General features: G+C 46.3%; 12 protein-coding genes. 4 read left to right on the forward strand and 8 right to left on the reverse strand.

Going from position 1 to position 15,750, the window contains the following annotated elements; genetic code table 11:
* Positions 1-21: 21 nt before the first annotated feature.
* From ON006_RS08490 to ON006_RS08515, 6 genes are all read right to left on the reverse strand, one after another.
* Complete coding sequence (locus ON006_RS08490) at positions 22-1,308, reverse strand: amidohydrolase/deacetylase family metallohydrolase (protein ID WP_244818904.1); 1,287 nt, start codon at positions 1,306-1,308, stop codon at positions 22-24.
* 131 nt (positions 1,309-1,439) lie between these two features.
* Entirely contained in the window at positions 1,440-3,119 is a 1,680-nt protein-coding gene (locus tag ON006_RS08495) for a glycosyltransferase family protein (RefSeq protein ID WP_244818903.1), read from the reverse strand.
* 20 nt (positions 3,120-3,139) lie between these two features.
* Positions 3,140-4,582, reverse strand: coding sequence for an FAD-dependent oxidoreductase (locus ON006_RS08500; RefSeq protein ID WP_244818902.1), 1,443 nt, complete (start codon positions 4,580-4,582; stop codon positions 3,140-3,142).
* A 117-nt stretch (positions 4,583-4,699) separates the two neighbouring features.
* Positions 4,700-5,473, reverse strand: coding sequence for a hypothetical protein (locus ON006_RS08505; protein WP_267609970.1), 774 nt, complete (start codon positions 5,471-5,473; stop codon positions 4,700-4,702).
* Between the two features lie 135 nt (positions 5,474-5,608).
* Positions 5,609-6,376, reverse strand: a complete 768-nt coding sequence (locus tag ON006_RS08510) for a LytR/AlgR family response regulator transcription factor (RefSeq protein WP_244818900.1) — start codon at positions 6,374-6,376, stop codon at positions 5,609-5,611.
* Positions 6,373-7,461, reverse strand: coding sequence for a sensor histidine kinase (locus ON006_RS08515; protein ID WP_244818899.1), 1,089 nt, complete (start codon positions 7,459-7,461; stop codon positions 6,373-6,375). The genes ON006_RS08510 and ON006_RS08515 overlap by 4 nt, the downstream gene beginning before the upstream one ends.
* 197 nt (positions 7,462-7,658) lie before the next feature.
* On the opposite strand from ON006_RS08515, the gene ON006_RS08520 reads away from it, so the two are divergent.
* Entirely contained in the window at positions 7,659-8,702 is a 1,044-nt protein-coding gene (locus ON006_RS08520) for an LLM class flavin-dependent oxidoreductase (RefSeq protein WP_244819651.1), read from the forward strand.
* Here ON006_RS08520 and ON006_RS08525 read toward each other — a convergent pair.
* Positions 8,699-9,982: a Gfo/Idh/MocA family protein gene (locus ON006_RS08525; RefSeq protein ID WP_244818898.1), complete on the reverse strand. Its 1,284-nt coding sequence runs from the start codon at positions 9,980-9,982 to the stop codon at positions 8,699-8,701. The genes ON006_RS08520 and ON006_RS08525 overlap by 4 nt on opposite strands.
* Positions 9,983-10,131: 149 nt before the next feature.
* Between ON006_RS08525 and ON006_RS08530 the strand changes: the two genes are divergently transcribed.
* Positions 10,132-10,914, forward strand: a complete 783-nt coding sequence (locus ON006_RS08530; protein ID WP_244818897.1) for a sialate O-acetylesterase — start codon at positions 10,132-10,134, stop codon at positions 10,912-10,914.
* On the opposite strand, the gene ON006_RS08535 is transcribed toward ON006_RS08530, so the two are convergent.
* Positions 10,915-11,682, reverse strand: a complete 768-nt coding sequence (locus ON006_RS08535; protein ID WP_244818896.1) for an NUDIX hydrolase — start codon at positions 11,680-11,682, stop codon at positions 10,915-10,917.
* 137 nt (positions 11,683-11,819) lie between these two features.
* Here ON006_RS08535 and ON006_RS08540 point away from each other — a divergent pair, with 137 nt between their 5' ends.
* Both ON006_RS08540 and ON006_RS08545 read left to right on the forward strand, forming a co-directional pair.
* Positions 11,820-14,549 (forward strand): PQQ-dependent sugar dehydrogenase, encoded by a 2,730-nt coding sequence (locus ON006_RS08540; RefSeq protein WP_244818895.1) that lies wholly within the window; start codon positions 11,820-11,822, stop codon positions 14,547-14,549.
* Positions 14,550-14,576: 27 nt separating this feature from the next.
* A complete protein-coding gene (locus ON006_RS08545; RefSeq protein WP_244818894.1) occupies positions 14,577-15,602 on the forward strand; it encodes a sugar phosphate isomerase/epimerase family protein in 1,026 nt (341 codons plus the stop codon).
* Positions 15,603-15,750: the final 148 nt, after the last annotated feature.

A 15,750-nucleotide genomic window follows, 5' to 3' on the forward strand; every position in this document is an offset into this window, starting at 1 on the left:
GTTCACAATGGTTGACATTGATTATTTGGCCAGTTCCGTCTTCCAGGCAGGTACACTGATACCATTCAGGTCCCACACCACTTTGCCCGCACGGATCGTCAGCTCAGCTTCCAGCTTTTTGTCGCCTTTTAGTTTTGTCCTTCTGGCATCAATAAAGCCGAAATCACCTTTTCTCAGATTAAAAACGGCCACATCAGCATCAGACCCTACTGAAAGGTTTCCCAAATCAGGCCGTTTGATCACCTGAGCGGGATTCCAGGTCGTGCGCAGAATGGCATCGGGCAGGGACATACCCATGTTCAGGAATTTGGAGATAACATTATCCAGCCCTTTCATGCCACCATTCATGCTGTCGGTGTGCAGGTCGGTGCTGATCACATTGGGTTTGAAACCCTGCGCCAGCGAAGGTATGGCCTGCCGCCACGAAAATGCGCCACCACCGTGACCCACGTCGAAGACAATGCCTTTTTTCTGAACTTCAAAAATGAATGGTTTCACTTTACCATTTTCATCCACTACCACCTCGCGATCATTGGGTCCGTAGGCATAGGTATGTGTGAAAATGTCGCCCGGACGAAGAATTTCTTTAAAAAGCTTTTCGATAGAAAGGGGAGGCCGGTGTTCTCCAAAATCAACCATAACCGGCACATCGGCCAGTTTGCCAGCTTCCACGGCTTTTTGAACCTGAGCGTAATCGCCCCAGTAATGCGCTGATTTGATACCGACAATGATATTTGGGAAAAGCTTTTTGATCATGTTGGCTACCATCACCGGGTTCATATCAGCAAGGTCCTGTTCCTCATACCGGCTCGCCATGCCTGTGCCGACAATGTTTAAAAAAGCCAGTACGCGGGTTTGGGCCTTGTCAATGGTTTGTGATTTGAATGTCCGGAAGTTTCGCCAGCCCGACGAGCCTGCGTCTACGACCGTGGTGATACCGGCGCGGAATGTAAAACCATCCGGCGGCAAGCTGGTAGATGCATTGGCAATGTAAGCGTCGGGGGTGGTGCCATTGAAAACATGCGCATGCATGTCAATCAGACCAGGCGTGACGTAAAAACCTTTCACATCGACCGTCTTCTTCGCCGAAGCAGCGGGTATGTCGGCTGCTACCCGCACGATTTTGCCGGCCGAGATGGCGACGTCCATGTCAGAGTCAATATTGTTTTTTGGATCAATCACGTGCCCACCTTTCAGTAAAAGGTCTATTTCCTGGGCTTGTGAAGGTAGCGTGCAGCAAAGCAGGGAGAATATGCACCAAATCGCATACAGGCGAGCGCCATTCCTGGTGGATAAGAACAGTGACATTTTTCAGGGGTTTAGGATTGGGCTGGATTTTCATTCAACCCAATATTTGAAGTGTGATTTTAACGAAAAAATAGCATTATCACAAGTCAAATGTGTACGTGCACGCTAAATCCCTCTTTTTGACATAAACACTAGTTTGAAAGCGCTTTAAGCCGTTCTTTCAATACATATATTCTCTCGTCGTCCACGGTGATGACCTGCTGATAATTTTGCGCGATGAATTGTTGCAGACTGGCTATGCGCTCATGGTTGTATTGCGCTGGATCATTGAACCAGAACGATTGACAGGACATCAGATCAATGAAGATAGTCGGTCTGCTTGCTTTGATGTCATTCAAATATTTCGCCAGATAGCTTTTTTGTTTCGGACTGGGTGTCATAATTCTGTATGTGATTGCGTCGCCGGTTGCCTGGGTGAGCTTAGTTTCGAGGTGATAAGCCGGGTGCCAGCCCCACAATGTAATATTATCTCCCGGCCGGGTATACTTCATTATTTCCCTCGAAACAGGTGAAATGAAAAGGGGAGTCCCGAATGCTTCTTTTCTGATTTGAATGCCCGGCAAGGAAGCATGACCAGTGACGGTGGCCAGCTTATTAATGACATGCGGAGATACACAAATCAGCATCCAGGCCAGCGACAATAACTCGACTTTTCGAAAATTCAGTTGTGCAGCTTTAAGAGCAGCTTCCATAACAACTCCTGAAAATATTCCGAATGGAATTATTAAAAACTGCTGGTAATGTGGAAAAAAATAACCCGATTTAATAACGGCGTAAAAAGCAATGGCGATATGAATGAGACCAAACCAAAAAAGAAGATTTGTCGATTTAAGTAATGTGCGCGACCGGATCAAAATCAGGAGCGCAAAAATGATCAGGAATGAATAGCAAATGAATAAAAATAGAAATTGTCCTGAATGTGCCAGAAAACCTGGGTAATGCAGAACCTTTTGCCAAATAGATTCTCCACTGGAATATTGCGAATTGCCAACCAGATAGAATTTCCAGAAATATTCAAATGCGCCATACCGGATGGTAAGACCGAGTACCAGCAATGGAAAAAACAACCCGCCAGCGTAAAGGCTAGCCAGCGCTTTCACCTTTTGAGTGCTGCGTTGCAAAAGAATGATTCCGGTGAAAATGACAATGATCAACGCGGTAGGTACTCCCTGTAATTTTGCGAATGGCACCATTCCCGAAACAAATCCGAGCAGAAACAGTAGCTTAATGTCTGGTTGTGACTGGCGATATATTATTGAGAAAAGCCAAAAACAAAGCGCCAGTAAAAACAAGACGAAATACTCATTGTAAAGTGTCGAAAAAGAACCCTGACTCAGAAGGTAAAAGAATGCGATGGGAATAAATGCAATCAGGGCAGTCAATGGTGTAAACAGGTTTTTGAATGTAAGAAAGGTCGTTGCCAGTGTAAAGCTGAGAATAACGAAGCCCAATAAACGTGCAGACGTGTAATCGAAAGGCAGGCCGAACCATGAGGGTACAATCAATGCATAGCTGGACAATGGCCCCTGGGTCAGGCCGTCGACATATTTCCAGTATATCCAGAACTTTTTCAGGCTCATTCCCTGGACAATCATCTGACTTTCATCAATATCCAGCTCGTGGTTGTAGGCAATGAAGGGATAGCGCATAAAAAACAGTAGTCCAAAAAATGCCAGCGCCCAAAGCCAGTGACTTGCCTTGTAGGGTTTTTCCCAATTCGGTTTTCCTTTGAAATATAAAAAAGCAAAGATCAGGACGAGTAAAAAGCCAAAAAGGGTATAATTAGTTAACCATTCATCAAAGTTCAGCATGGAGCGTTTTCTCGAAAATGTCAGTGTTGGGGTGAGTTGTTTTTATGATTGTGTTTCAGGCCAGTTTCAGTGATGGTGGTACTTTCCTGATAATTTTCGTAGTCGGTATTAATGCCCCATAGATCAATATTTTGTTCTCCGTCAATCTTCCGGGCAGCCAGCATTCCCATTAGAATACTATGGTCCTGGTTATTGTATTTGAATGCACCATACCTGCCGACGGGATAAAGATTTTTAATGCCTGAAAGATACTCCTGAACTGGCAAAAGAGCCTCCATATAGCCTTTCGAATAGACCGGATAACAACGTGGTATCCTGTAAATGAAGCCCTCATCAATCACTTTAACACCCGCCAGACCTGTTTTTTTTAAATCTGACTTCGCAATTTCTATCAGTTTTTCGTCTGGATAATTCCAAATCTCGTCTTCTGAATTACACCACAGTTCCAGCGCCAGAATGGTCTTTTTTGAATCTCCGTACAACCCCGGAAGCCAGTTACGAAAATTGGTAATCCTCCCCACACGCAGTTCCGCAGAGTGAATATACAACCATTGATCTGTAAAAAGCCCTTCTCCGTCAACCAAGAGGTAAACGACTATGGTATTCCGGAATTTGAGCTTTGCGACGGCCTCTTTTACGGATAGGGATACATTTTCAATGGTATTCGCAAGGTTGGTAAGCGGCATGGTACTGATTACCGCATCGTAGTTTTTAATGGTACCATCTTCCAGTTCAATTCCACAGGCAATGCTGTCTTTAACAATTACTCTTTTGACCTTTGTCTTTAAAAATATCTGCCCATTATTTTTTTTGATATGGTCTGCCATGCGTTCATAAATCATTCCGGTCCCTTTGGAGGGATAAGCGAACTGATCTACCAGGGTTTTATGTTGAGCGCTATCACCTGAAAATCCATTTTTTATCGCTTCGTAAAGTGACAGTTTTTTAATTCGCTGCGTGGCAAAATCTGCATCAAGTTCGGTGCATTTGATGCCCCAGAGTTTTTCAGAATAATTTTTGAAAAATATAACGAATAACCTCTTGCCAAAACGCCGCGTTACCCAGCTTTCAAAATCACCATTAAACGGTACCGGGGCAATCTTTTGCTGACCGTAACTGATGATACATCTGAGGGTTTCGTACGGGCCGAGATTTTTGAAAGCATTAAAAGGTTTGAGCGGATAATGGAAAAACCGGTTTTTATAAAATATCCTGGTTTGCCGGTTTATCATTTGGTAGTCGTCACCGGCGACTTCGAGCCATAGCTCATTGATTTGTCTGTTGCTGCTAAAAAAACGATGCGGCCCGATATCAACCAGGCAATTCCAAAGCGTTATCGTGCGGCTCATTCCGCCAACACTATCCTGTGCTTCGAAAATGTCTACCTGGTAGTTTCTTTTGGAGAGTTCATAGGCTGCTGTCAGGCCAGCGGGCCCGGCACCGATGATGGCAATTTTCTTCATGAGTAGTTTTAAACGGGGAGCGTTTCCGGGATGATTTTTGTACGAAAAAACCGAAAAGAAACAAGCTAACCTAATAAAACTGATAAAGCGGTTGCGGACTTTTTTGAAACGCGCAATTTAATGTCGCCGTAAATAAGCCGACAGCTCCATTACGTCAACTTTCAGCATCCGGCTCTTGAAAAGATCTGACTTATATTTGAAAATAAAGTTGCGCAGTGACATCCCGGTTTGATTTAATATGCAAAGATTTGCAACCTCTTCGGACACATTAAAACGGAAGAGAAATTCAGGTATCCGGATGCTTTTGTTTTGGTGCAATTCATTTCTGAGGTACTCGATCATGTGCTCGGTGAGAACCTGGCGCGAAGTTTTTTCTTCTGTTTTTTTAGTTTCAAAATTGTTTCTGGCCAGAATCGTCACGATCATTTCAATGCTTCCCCTGATCAGTTTGATATGAGATGCAGGACGCTGGGCAACTTCAAATGTGATCTGCCTGATCAGCGAATGGATTGTCTTGCTGTCCCGCTCATTTGCAATAGAATGCCCCTGGCTGATCCGAAACCCATTGCAAAGGTTTTCGGCGAGTTTGTACGTATCCGCAAAGTCCGGACTGAATGCTTTCTTTTTCTGAAAATTGTCGCTCAGATAGGTATCGAAAGCGATCATGAAAATTTCTGTGCCATTATCCTCTTGAAAAACAGGTTGTTGTCCTGGTTTTAGGATAATAATCCCGTGGCCTGTATAGGAATACATAGTACCATCCAGAATAAACTGGCCCTCGCCGGACAATATGAAAATGATCCGGTAATGGTCGAGCTGAGCAGGACTTGTTTCCCAGATCCTGGTCCTGCTTTGGAACAGGTGAAATTTTTTGCGAACACTGAATTTCATCGATGACATAACAGAAACATGGCTTGCTTTAAACCCAATTTTGTCAATCGAACGATCTGTCGAAAATTGAAATGTCGGAAGGGCAATTTCCGGGTCGCGAAACGCCAATATTCGTTGCAGAGTACCTTGCGGTTACTATCTTCCCAGCCAGTTTTTGAACTCGCTAATCCGGTCAGAACTCAAATATGCTTCTTGCGACAGCGCCGGGGCCAACTCAATTTTGAGCTTCCCGGCCGAAATGGTGTGAATCTCCCGGATCGCATTGATTGAGATCAGCAGCGTGCGGTTAATGCGGAAAAAATCCTGCGGGTTCAGCAATTGAGATAATTTTTCGAGGCTATATTCGACCGCAAAATGCCTTCCGTCGAAAAGCCGCAAGAACGTAGCCCGCTCCTCAATTGTGAAATAGGCGATATCCGTTGTCTTAAAACTGAAAATCCTCGATCCTGCCGTACACAGAAATCTGTCTTTGTACTTTTCACTAAGCATTGTGGCTGGTAATGTGTCGGCAGCGACTACACTTTCCCGAATGTTTGATACTGCCGTTAGCTTTTTGAATTTGGTCAAAGAAGCCTGTAATTCCAGCGGATTGACTGGTTTTAAGAGGTAATCAATGCTGTGCGCTTTGAAAGCTTTCTGCATGTAAGCATCAAATGCCGTCGTGAAAATGATCGGTACCATCAGGTTCAGGCTTTCAATGATCTTGAAACCATTGTCGTCTTCCAGATGAATGTCCAGGAAAATAAGGTCTGGCTGAATATTTGAATGGTTTTGAAGGTAGGCTATTGTTTCAAATACCGAAGGAATAATGGTCAGCACCACAATGTCGGGATCAATGCCCAGTATCAGGTTCCGCAGCCGCTCTGCGCTCAGTTCTTCGTCCTCTACAATCAGCACATTCATGATATCAACGGAATTTTGACAATAAAATGACTACCGGTTTTCTCGATCAATACTTGTTTGTTTTGCAACAGCTTGTACCGGTTTTCAATGTTTTTCAAACCCAGCTTCGTAGTCGGTTCGCCGGGCTGCCTTAGCTGTAAAGGATTGCTCACGATCAGCATGCCGTCTTCAATGGAGATACTGATCGTCAGTGGATTGGTGACAGACATGGTATTGTGTTTGACCGCGTTTTCGATCAGTAGCTGTAATGTCAGGGGTATCACAAAATAGAGTTCCAGATCCTCGGCAGACAGTTTTACATCCATAATCACCTTTTCTTTAAACCGGGTCCGCAGCAGAAAAGTGTAGGTTTCCAGAAATTTAATCTCCTCTTTCAAGCTAATCTGATGCAGCTCGGCTTGTTCCAGAATGTAGCGATATGCGAGCGACAGCTGTTGAATGAATTCACTCGACTGTTCGGGACGTGATTCCACCAGCGAAGAGAGTACGCTCAGGTTATTGAACAAAAAATGAGGACTGATCTGGTTTTTCAACGCCAGAAACCGCGCGCTCATATTTTCCTTTTCCAGCTTTTCAGAATCCACAAGCAGCTTTTTCAATTTCTCCTGCACCTGATTATTGACACAGAGATAATAGGCAGCGATCAACGCCATGATCGTGAGCGCCTCGTTTGCCCGCTGCCTGATGGGCCTGATCACGGGCCAGTTGGGGTCGCGGAGAAATGGCCTGGGCATATGCGTCCATAAATGGTCCATCAAACCCCATGTGTGGATCAGCAAAAAATTAAAGAAAACGGCCAGCAAAATCGCAGGAACGAGAGCGATCAACTGGTTTGATAATTTGAATCCAGCTGAGTTGTTACTGCCGGTCAGGATAGCGATTTTTTGCAAAAACCAGTCGATCAGGTAGATCCAGGTGGTATAGAAAATGGTACTGATAACGATCTCCATGCCGAAAAGCGGGAGTTTTCGGAGAATGGTGCCCCAAACATCCACCGGAACGTTTATATAGGTACGTAATGGTATGTAAATGAGCGCCAGGGCAAAACCGAGCAACCACTTCTGACCAAAAAGATAAGGCCGCATGTTTGGGGTTTAATGTATTTTTTCAAAAGTAAAGCATATTTCACGGCAAATGAAAATTACAAAAATCAATTCGTCGTCCGTCGAAATGAACTTTCTGTGTGGTAGATCGTATTTTCTATTTGTACGGCCTGCGGATGGAACATTCGCAGTTCGGAGCCAAGGTTAACATTGTTATAAAATCGAGCATTAGAAATATTATGGAATTAGGGATCAGCATGTTTGGGGATTTGTCGTACGATGCGGCAGCAAAATCGTTTCAGTCACCACGGTCACGGTTACAGGATATGCTGGAAGAGATCAAGCTGGCGGATGAAGTAGGGCTGGACGTATTCGGGATAGGTGAACACCATCGCCCTGATTTTGCGGTATCAAGCCCGGAAATTATCCTGGCAGCTGCTGCAAGTGTTACTAAAAACATCAAACTAACAAGTTCTGTCACAGTACTCAGCTCGGCGGACCCGGTACGGGTATATCAGAATTTTTCAACCGTAGACCTGCTTTCCAATGGACGTGCGGAAATTACCGTTGGCCGGGGCAGCTTCATTGAATCTTTCCCTCTTTTCGGCTATAACCTCAATGATTATAACGGATTGTTTTCTGAAAAACTGGAATTGCTGAAAGAGATCAATGAGACTGATGTGATCAGCTGGAAAGGTAAATACAGGGCTGCGCTGGACAAGCAGGAGGTATTACCAAGACCGGTGAATGGTAACCTGGAAATCTGGATCGCGGTAGGCGGTACCCCACAGTCTGTCGTACGGGCAGCGCGCTTGGGCTTTCCTCTGATCATAGCGATCATCGGTGGCAGGCCAGCGCAGTTTCAGCCGTTTTTTGAATTGTATAAAACCGAATACCTGAATGCGGGACACGACATTGCGAAAATGCAGCTGGCAACGCATTCGCACGGTTTGTTAGGAGCCAATGGCGACGCATTAGCTGACCGATATTTTCCCAATTATGCTGCGCAAATGGACCGCGTCGGAAGCAGCCGGGGCTGGGCACCTTACACCAGAGAGCAATTTGAAGGCGGTCGCAGTTCGGAAGGCGCATTATTTGTCGGCGACCCAAGCGAGGTAACCGACAAAATATTGCAGCACCAGGAAATGTTCGGGCTTACGCGCTTCCTGTTACATACGGATGTAGGCGCACCAGCTCATGCGGACCTGATGAAGTCCATTGAAATATTTGGAGAGAAAGTCGCTCCGGCGGTCAGGAAAGCATTGAAAGTACAGGCCTCTTAAACCAGGTCCCACTTTTTGCGGGGTTTACGGGAAAGCAGTTTGTTGGCCTCTTTATCGCCGACAAACTTTTCCTTATCTGCATTCCAGGTCAGCTCTCTTTTCAAACGATAGGAGATCAGGCCAAGATGCATTGGAACCGTGAGCTCGCGGGCGTAGGCCAGGTTTGATTCCGGCTGCGTCCTGGATTTAACAGCATCCACAAAGTTCTGCTGGTGACCGGGCGATCTCGGATTGGTGACGGGTATAGTAGCTATATCCGTCATTTTTTCGCCATTAATGGTAATTTCACGGGTATTATAGTCGCAGATCAATGTTCCTTTGTCTCCTTCAAAAAAGGCTCCGATCCCACGGTCAGCCGCTCCCGGAACGTTGGGCGGGATACTTGACCAGAAAATTTTTAATCCATCAAATTCGTAGTCTACATCTAATGTTTTAGGCGCATCGGCAATGCCGGCGTATGCCTCGCCACGCGCATTGATTTTCTTCAAACCTTTCGGCTGAATGGATGAATACACCACATCGGCAATGTGGCACCAGAAATCAGCAAATTCCCCGCCCGAATAGTCGAGGAAATAGCGGTACGTGAAATGGCACTTTTCTGGAATGTAGTCGGTGTAGGGAGCAGGTCCCAGCCACATATCCCAGTTCAGCGTTTTCGGAATGGCCTGCACGGTGGGAGAGCCCAGCTCTTTGGTCGTCGATTTTTTCCAAAGCCGGACGGTATGCACATTACCGATCGCTCCCGATTTAATGATCTCCACGACCCGGTGAAAATTATCGCCCGCATGTATCTGATTGCCCATCTGGAAAATCCGGTCGTGCTTGTTCATCTGTTTCAGCATCATTTTACCTTCCTTCATACAATAGGAAAGCGGTTTTTCACCATACACATCCTTGCCCGCCTGAAACGCCAGGGTAGCGATCTGCGCATGCCAATGGTCTGGCGTAGCGACCGTGATCGCGTCAATGTCTTTTCGGTCCAGAATGTGACGGAAGTCGCCGTAGGTATCCACCTTGATACCGGGTTTCATGCCTTCCAGTTTTTGCTTCGTTTCGCCCAGATGCAGCTCGTCCACGTCGCAAAGCGCAACGATGTCAACTTCCGGCAAATTGGCAAACCATTTCATATGATTGTTGCCCATTCCTCCCAATCCGATGTGAGCAATCCTGAGCCGGTCACTCGCCGCCGCTTTGCCGTATAATGATGGCAGGATGGTAAAGCCGAGTGCGCCGAGGCCGGCCATTTTTACAAAATCTCTTCGGTTGGTATGAACGCTCATCGGATGCTTGGGAAAGGATTAGGTGAAATGCTGTTATTATTGGTTTAAAGTAAGATTAGTGCCAAAATTACTTTGCAGACATGATAGTGCTTGTGGTCGCAACGATTAAAAGCTTGATCACAGCTATAAACACATTTAACCCAATAGATATGAAGCTGGTATACGGATTAATTTTCCTGCTGACTATTTGCCAGGCCGCATTTGCGCAACCCGACATTCCCCAAAAGAAATTTGAGTTATACCTGCTTGCTGGCCAGTCCAATATGGCTGGGCGGGGCAAGGTGGAAGAGCAGGACAAAACGACGCATCCGAGGATCTGGATGCTGACCAAAGACAATACCTGGGAGCTGGCTACCGAGCCTTTGCATTTTGATAAACCGGCTGTGATCGGCGTAGGGCCTGGATTTGCCTTTGCAAAAGCGCTCGCCCAGGCCGATACCAATGTAGTGATCGGGCTTATTCCCTGTGCAGTAGGCGGGTCGCCGATTGAAGTATGGGAACCGGGAAAATATTACGAACCTACCAAAAGCCACCCATACGATGATGCCATAAAAAGAACCAAAATTGCCATGCAGAAAGGCGAATTGAAAGGTATACTCTGGCAGCAAGGCGAGTCGGACAGTGACTCATTGCACGCAGGATTGTACGCCGAAAAGCTGCAATTGCTTGTTGCGAGATTTCGTAAGGAGTTGAAAATAAAAAGATTGCCGTTTGTAGCCGGTACTATGGCTGAGTTTTATGTCAATGGCCATCCTTATGCCAAAATTGTCAATGAGGCGATCACTAAACTACCTGACCATGTTAAAAACACATCCTTCGTGAGTGCTGCAGGTTTAACAGAAAAAGGCGACCAGACTCATTTTGACAGTGTTTCCGCGAGAGAATTGGGCCGGCGATACGCAGAAGTTTTTAAAAATATGTATGCCAAATAGCTACATCGAAAACGACACCCCATTTGCCATTGCCGCTTCATACTTCTGTTTATCGAAACGATAAAGAAATGGTGACTTGTTGGCTACACCGATGCGTTTTTCTTCCAGTTTTTCAAGAATGTCGTAACTCATGAGCAGTTTCTGGAAATTGCGTCGGTCGAATTGCTTGTCGAGGATCGTTTCGTATAATCTTTGAAGTTCGGGCATAGTAAATTTTTCGGGCAGCAAATTATAGCCCACAGGCTGGTTTCTGATCTGTTGCCGTAATGCTTTCAATGCACGTTCGATCATTTCATTATGGTCAAATAGGAGCGGAGGAACTTCGGAAATACCCCACCACCGGCATTCGTCAGTGTACCAGTCAGGGGTGGCCTGTACCTGGTCAAATTCCACGAGTGCAAAATAGCCGATCGACACCACTCGTTTGTCAACCAATTGAGCAAGAAAATTGCTTCCGAATGTTGCTTCCAGCTTTTGAACCAGCTCCGCTTCCGTGAAATATTTGTTTCGGTTGGTATCGCCGAAAGTGTGAAACTGATGCAGGAAAATTTCACTTAATCCAGTCCTTTCCAGTAAGATACGGGTCGCGGCATTGTCCGCAGACTCGTCTTTGTATATCCTTCCCCCGGGCAGGCTCCAACCGTCCGTAGCCTTCCAGCGCAGCAGCAATACTTTCAGCTCGCCGGCATGAAATCCAAATATCACACAGTCAATAGAAAGCTCCTGAAGGGTTTTTTCAAGAATAGTTTTTAAATGATGCTCTATCATATTGGTCCGATCAAAAAAATTCAATGCGTAAATTTTACACAATGATTTTTTTGTTTTATCATTGTACTGGCTTTTTAATTAATAAATTTCAATTTTTTATTGAAATACTTCTTTTGTGAACAGTTGCACGTCATTCTATGAAAAAACTTTTTGCAATAATCCCGATCCTGATGCTGTCCACAAGGCTCCTGGCGCAGGCACCGGAAGAAAACCGTTTTCAAAAAGTGGTTTTAACCGAAAATCTGAACGAGCCGCTTGAAATGGCGATCCTGCCCGACGAGCGGGTGCTGTTTATCGAGCGGCATGGCGCAGTAAAACTGTACAATCCTTTACTCAAAAAGACTTCGATCATCGCCACTATACCGGTCAGTACCAAATATAGTGACGGCTCCGAGGCCGAAGATGGGTTGTTGGGTGTGAACATTGACCCGAATTTTTCCAAAAATCATTGGGTCTATTTTTACTACTCGCCCGCTGGAGGCACGCCTGAGAACATATTGGCCCGCTTTGAAATGAAAGGCAATGTCTTGGATCTGAATTCCAAAAAAGTGATCCTGAAAGTCCCTGTGCAGCGTGATAATTGCTGTCATACAGGCGGTTCCATCGATTGGGATGCGCAGGGGAACCTGTATTTGTCGACGGGAGATAATACCAGTCCACGCGCTTCCGACGGCTATGCGCCCATAGACGAACGCCCGGGAAGAAGCCCGTTCGATGCTCAAAAGTCTTCGTCGAACACAGCCGATCTGAGAGGGAAAATTATTCGCATTCATCCCGAAGCTGATGGCAGCTATACCATTCCTGACGGTAATCTTTTTCCAAAAGGCACTTCTGCTGATTCCAAAACACGCCCTGAAATTTACACGATGGGCCACCGGAATCCATACCGCATTTCGGTCGATTCTAAAAATGGAAACCTTTACTGGGGTGACGTAGGGCCTGATGCTGGTAAAGATTCCATTGGTCTTGGACCAGCCGCGGAAGACGAGTTCGGGCAGGCGCGGAAAGCTGGTAATTACGGCTGGCCGTACTTTGTGGGCGATAATAAAGCCTTTTGGGATTATGATTTTGAGACTAAAAAGTCGGGAGAGAAATTCAATGCAGACAAGCCTGTCAACAATTCCCCTAACAACACCGGCCTCACTGAGTTGCCGCCAGCCCAAAAAGCATTCATATGGTACCCTGCAGCCGAAACAAAACGGTTTCCATTGCTGGGTTCGGGCGGGAGGAGCGCGATGGCAGGGCCGGTATTTTATAGCGATAATTTCAAAAGTGCAAAGCGTCCTTTTCCGGATTATTACGACAAAAAGTTGCTGATCTACGAGTGGATGCGCGACTGGATTATGGCAGTAACACTCAGTCCGAAAGGGGATTATGTAAAAATGGAGCGTTTTCTGCCGAACCTGAAACTGGAACATCCGATCGACATGGCTTTCGGGCCGAACGGGGACCTTTACATTCTGGAATACGGCCAGGGCTGGTTTATGGGAAACCCGGAATCCAAGCTGGTCAGGATCGAGTACAATGGTGGCAACCGGAAACCATTTGTGGCTGCGTCGGCCGATAAACATGCCGGCGCCATTCCGTTTACTGTGCAGCTATCCTCTGCTGGAACCAAAGATTTTGACAACGATTCATTACATTATCAATGGAAAATCACTTCCCCGGCCGGTACTGCGCCAGTGATTTTGACGGAAGCAAATCCTTCCTATACATTCAAGAAAAAGGGTATTTACAAAATATTGCTGACGGTTAGTGACGCGAAAGGATTGAAAGACTCGCAATCTTTGACGGTACAGGCAGGTAATGATCCGCCCCAGGTATCGCTGGAACTGACCGGAGGCAACAAGACATTCTTTTTCCCCGGCAAGCCCATTCAGTACAAAGTAAATGTAACCGATCACGAAGACGGAAGCCTTGAAAACAAACGCATTGCGGCTTCCAAAGTGAAGATCGTGGCGGCTTATCAGGATGCAGAAGACAAACCCAAAACTGACTTGGGACATCAGGAAGCGCCTGTTACATTCACGGCGGGAAAAACGCTGATCGAGAAAAGCGACTGCAAAGCCTGTCATTTTCAAGACAAAAAATCCATCGGCCCTGCATTCATTGATGTTGCGGCAAAATATAAAACGGATAATGGTGCGGTAGCTACGTTGTCAGACAAGATTATCAAAGGCGGGGCGGGTGTTTGGGGCGAAACCGCAATGGCCGCGCATCCTTCGATAGGATTGCCAGAAGCCGGGCAGATGGTGAAGTACATACTGAGCCTGGCCAATGAAAAAACGGCTGCGGAACTGCTGCCACCGTCCGGCGAGGTCGTGGCGAAGATACCGGAAGGTGGCGACCCGAATAAAGGTGTTTTCAAGTTTTTGGCAAGCTACAAAGACAATGGTGCCAATGGTATGTCAGCGCAAACGTCCGAGAAGACCTTGATCCTGAAAAGTCCGACATTATTGTTTGGCAATGCTGACGATGCCTCTAAGAACATCATGCGCTTCAAAATGGGCGAGAATAACCTGCTGATCGTGACGACCCCAAACACTTCGGCTACCTTCAAAAACATTGACCTGACCGGCATTACCGAACTTAGCCTGGTAGTTGCTGCGCCCAAAGACCAGCTCAATGCACAGGGTGGGGTAGTAGAAGTTCATAAAGGAGCGGCTGACGGCGAGCTTCTGGGCAAAACGGCTTTCATAGAACCCAGCAGTGATCCCAATGCATTCACGTCCAACAAACCGCCAACACCTTACAATGTTCCTATTTCAGGCCAAAGTGGTATGCAGGACCTGTATTTTGTATTTAAAAATGACAATGCAAAAGGAGCATTATTCGTACCGTTCTCGGTCACTTTCGTAACAAAATGATTCATCCAGTTTTAAAATAAACATCTCATGAATACGAACCGTCGTCAATTTATCAATCAGCTCGGGTTGGCAACTGCGGGGCTTAGTCTGGCCTCCATGGACTCGTTGATGGCCCGCAACACCGCCGCCAAGTTCACATTTGACATTTCACTGGCTGAATTTTCCTTTGCTTCCGAGCTGTACGGCGGGAAAATGACCAATATGGATTTCCCTGCAAGGGCTAAAAATGACTATGACATTAGCATTCTGGAATATGTATCTGGTTTTTTTAATAATAAGCATACCGACCAGACTTACCTGAGCGAATTGAAAAAACGGTGCGACGATCTGGGCATGAAAAACCACCTGATCATGGTGGATGGTGAAAACCTGACGGCCCTTGCTGCTGCTGCCCGGCAAAAAGCAGTGGAAAGCCACTATCCGTGGGTGGATGCTGCCAAATTTCTGGGCTGTACTGCTATCCGCGTGAACCTGGGCGATGCGATGGCGATGTTGTCGGGAAAAAAAGAGGAAGGCACTCCCGAGCAGCTGGCGACGGCGGCTGTGGACGGCTACGGAAAGCTACTGGAATATGCAGGGAAAGCTGGGATGAATGTGATTGTGGAGAACCATTTTGGCGTTTCCACCGACCCTGACTGGCTGGTAGGCGTGATGAAGCAGCTTCCGGCCAAAAATAAAGGCCTGCTTCCCGATTTTGGCAATTTCTGTGCAGAAAGAAGCAAGCCTGCGACAATGGATCTCAAAGGAATTATGGCGACGACGTGCGTTAAAGAGCATGACCGGTACGAGGGTGTGAAGAAAATGATGCCTTATGCCCGGGGGATCAGCGCGAAAACCCACCGGTTTGACGACAAAGGCAATGATCCGGAAACAGATTTTATCAAGATCTTCAATATTATCAAAGCATCGGGCTGGACTGGCGGCATTGTGGGCATTGAATACGAGGGAGGGCTTATGCGCGATATGGGCGGCGATATGACCAAACCAACCAATGATGAAGGTATCCGGCAGACCAAGGCATTGCTGGAAAAAGTGCTGGAAGAGTTAGGTTAAGAGTGTACAATGAACCCGGTACCCGGGTTCATTGTACACTCTTATGTGGTCAGTATCAGTCTCCGGGCAATGTTCGCTACCGCACGAAAAGTGTCCGATTTCGAACGAAAAAAAGTTAATTTTTTTTGTAACCTATTGTCAGTTTGGT

This window comes from Dyadobacter pollutisoli (assembly GCF_026625565.1).
Taxonomy (GTDB): Bacteria; Bacteroidota; Bacteroidia; order Cytophagales; family Spirosomataceae; genus Dyadobacter; species Dyadobacter pollutisoli.

Coding starts and splice junctions, on each gene's coding strand:
- ON006_RS08490 (WP_244818904.1), bottom strand. CDS start 1,308: ATGTCACTGTTCTTATCCACCAGGAATGGCGCTCGCCTGTATGCGATT.
- ON006_RS08495 (WP_244818903.1), bottom strand. CDS start 3,119: ATGCTGAACTTTGATGAATGGTTAACTAATTATACCCTTTTTGGCTTT.
- ON006_RS08500 (WP_244818902.1), bottom strand. CDS start 4,582: ATGAAGAAAATTGCCATCATCGGTGCCGGGCCCGCTGGCCTGACAGCA.
- ON006_RS08505 (WP_267609970.1), bottom strand. CDS start 5,473: ATGAAATTCAGTGTTCGCAAAAAATTTCACCTGTTCCAAAGCAGGACC.
- ON006_RS08510 (WP_244818900.1), bottom strand. CDS start 6,376: ATGAATGTGCTGATTGTAGAGGACGAAGAACTGAGCGCAGAGCGGCTG.
- ON006_RS08515 (WP_244818899.1), bottom strand. CDS start 7,461: ATGCGGCCTTATCTTTTTGGTCAGAAGTGGTTGCTCGGTTTTGCCCTG.
- ON006_RS08520 (WP_244819651.1), top strand. CDS start 7,659: ATGGAATTAGGGATCAGCATGTTTGGGGATTTGTCGTACGATGCGGCA.
- ON006_RS08525 (WP_244818898.1), bottom strand. CDS start 9,982: ATGAGCGTTCATACCAACCGAAGAGATTTTGTAAAAATGGCCGGCCTC.
- ON006_RS08530 (WP_244818897.1), top strand. CDS start 10,132: ATGAAGCTGGTATACGGATTAATTTTCCTGCTGACTATTTGCCAGGCC.
- ON006_RS08535 (WP_244818896.1), bottom strand. CDS start 11,682: ATGATAGAGCATCATTTAAAAACTATTCTTGAAAAAACCCTTCAGGAG.
- ON006_RS08540 (WP_244818895.1), top strand. CDS start 11,820: ATGAAAAAACTTTTTGCAATAATCCCGATCCTGATGCTGTCCACAAGG.
- ON006_RS08545 (WP_244818894.1), top strand. CDS start 14,577: ATGAATACGAACCGTCGTCAATTTATCAATCAGCTCGGGTTGGCAACT.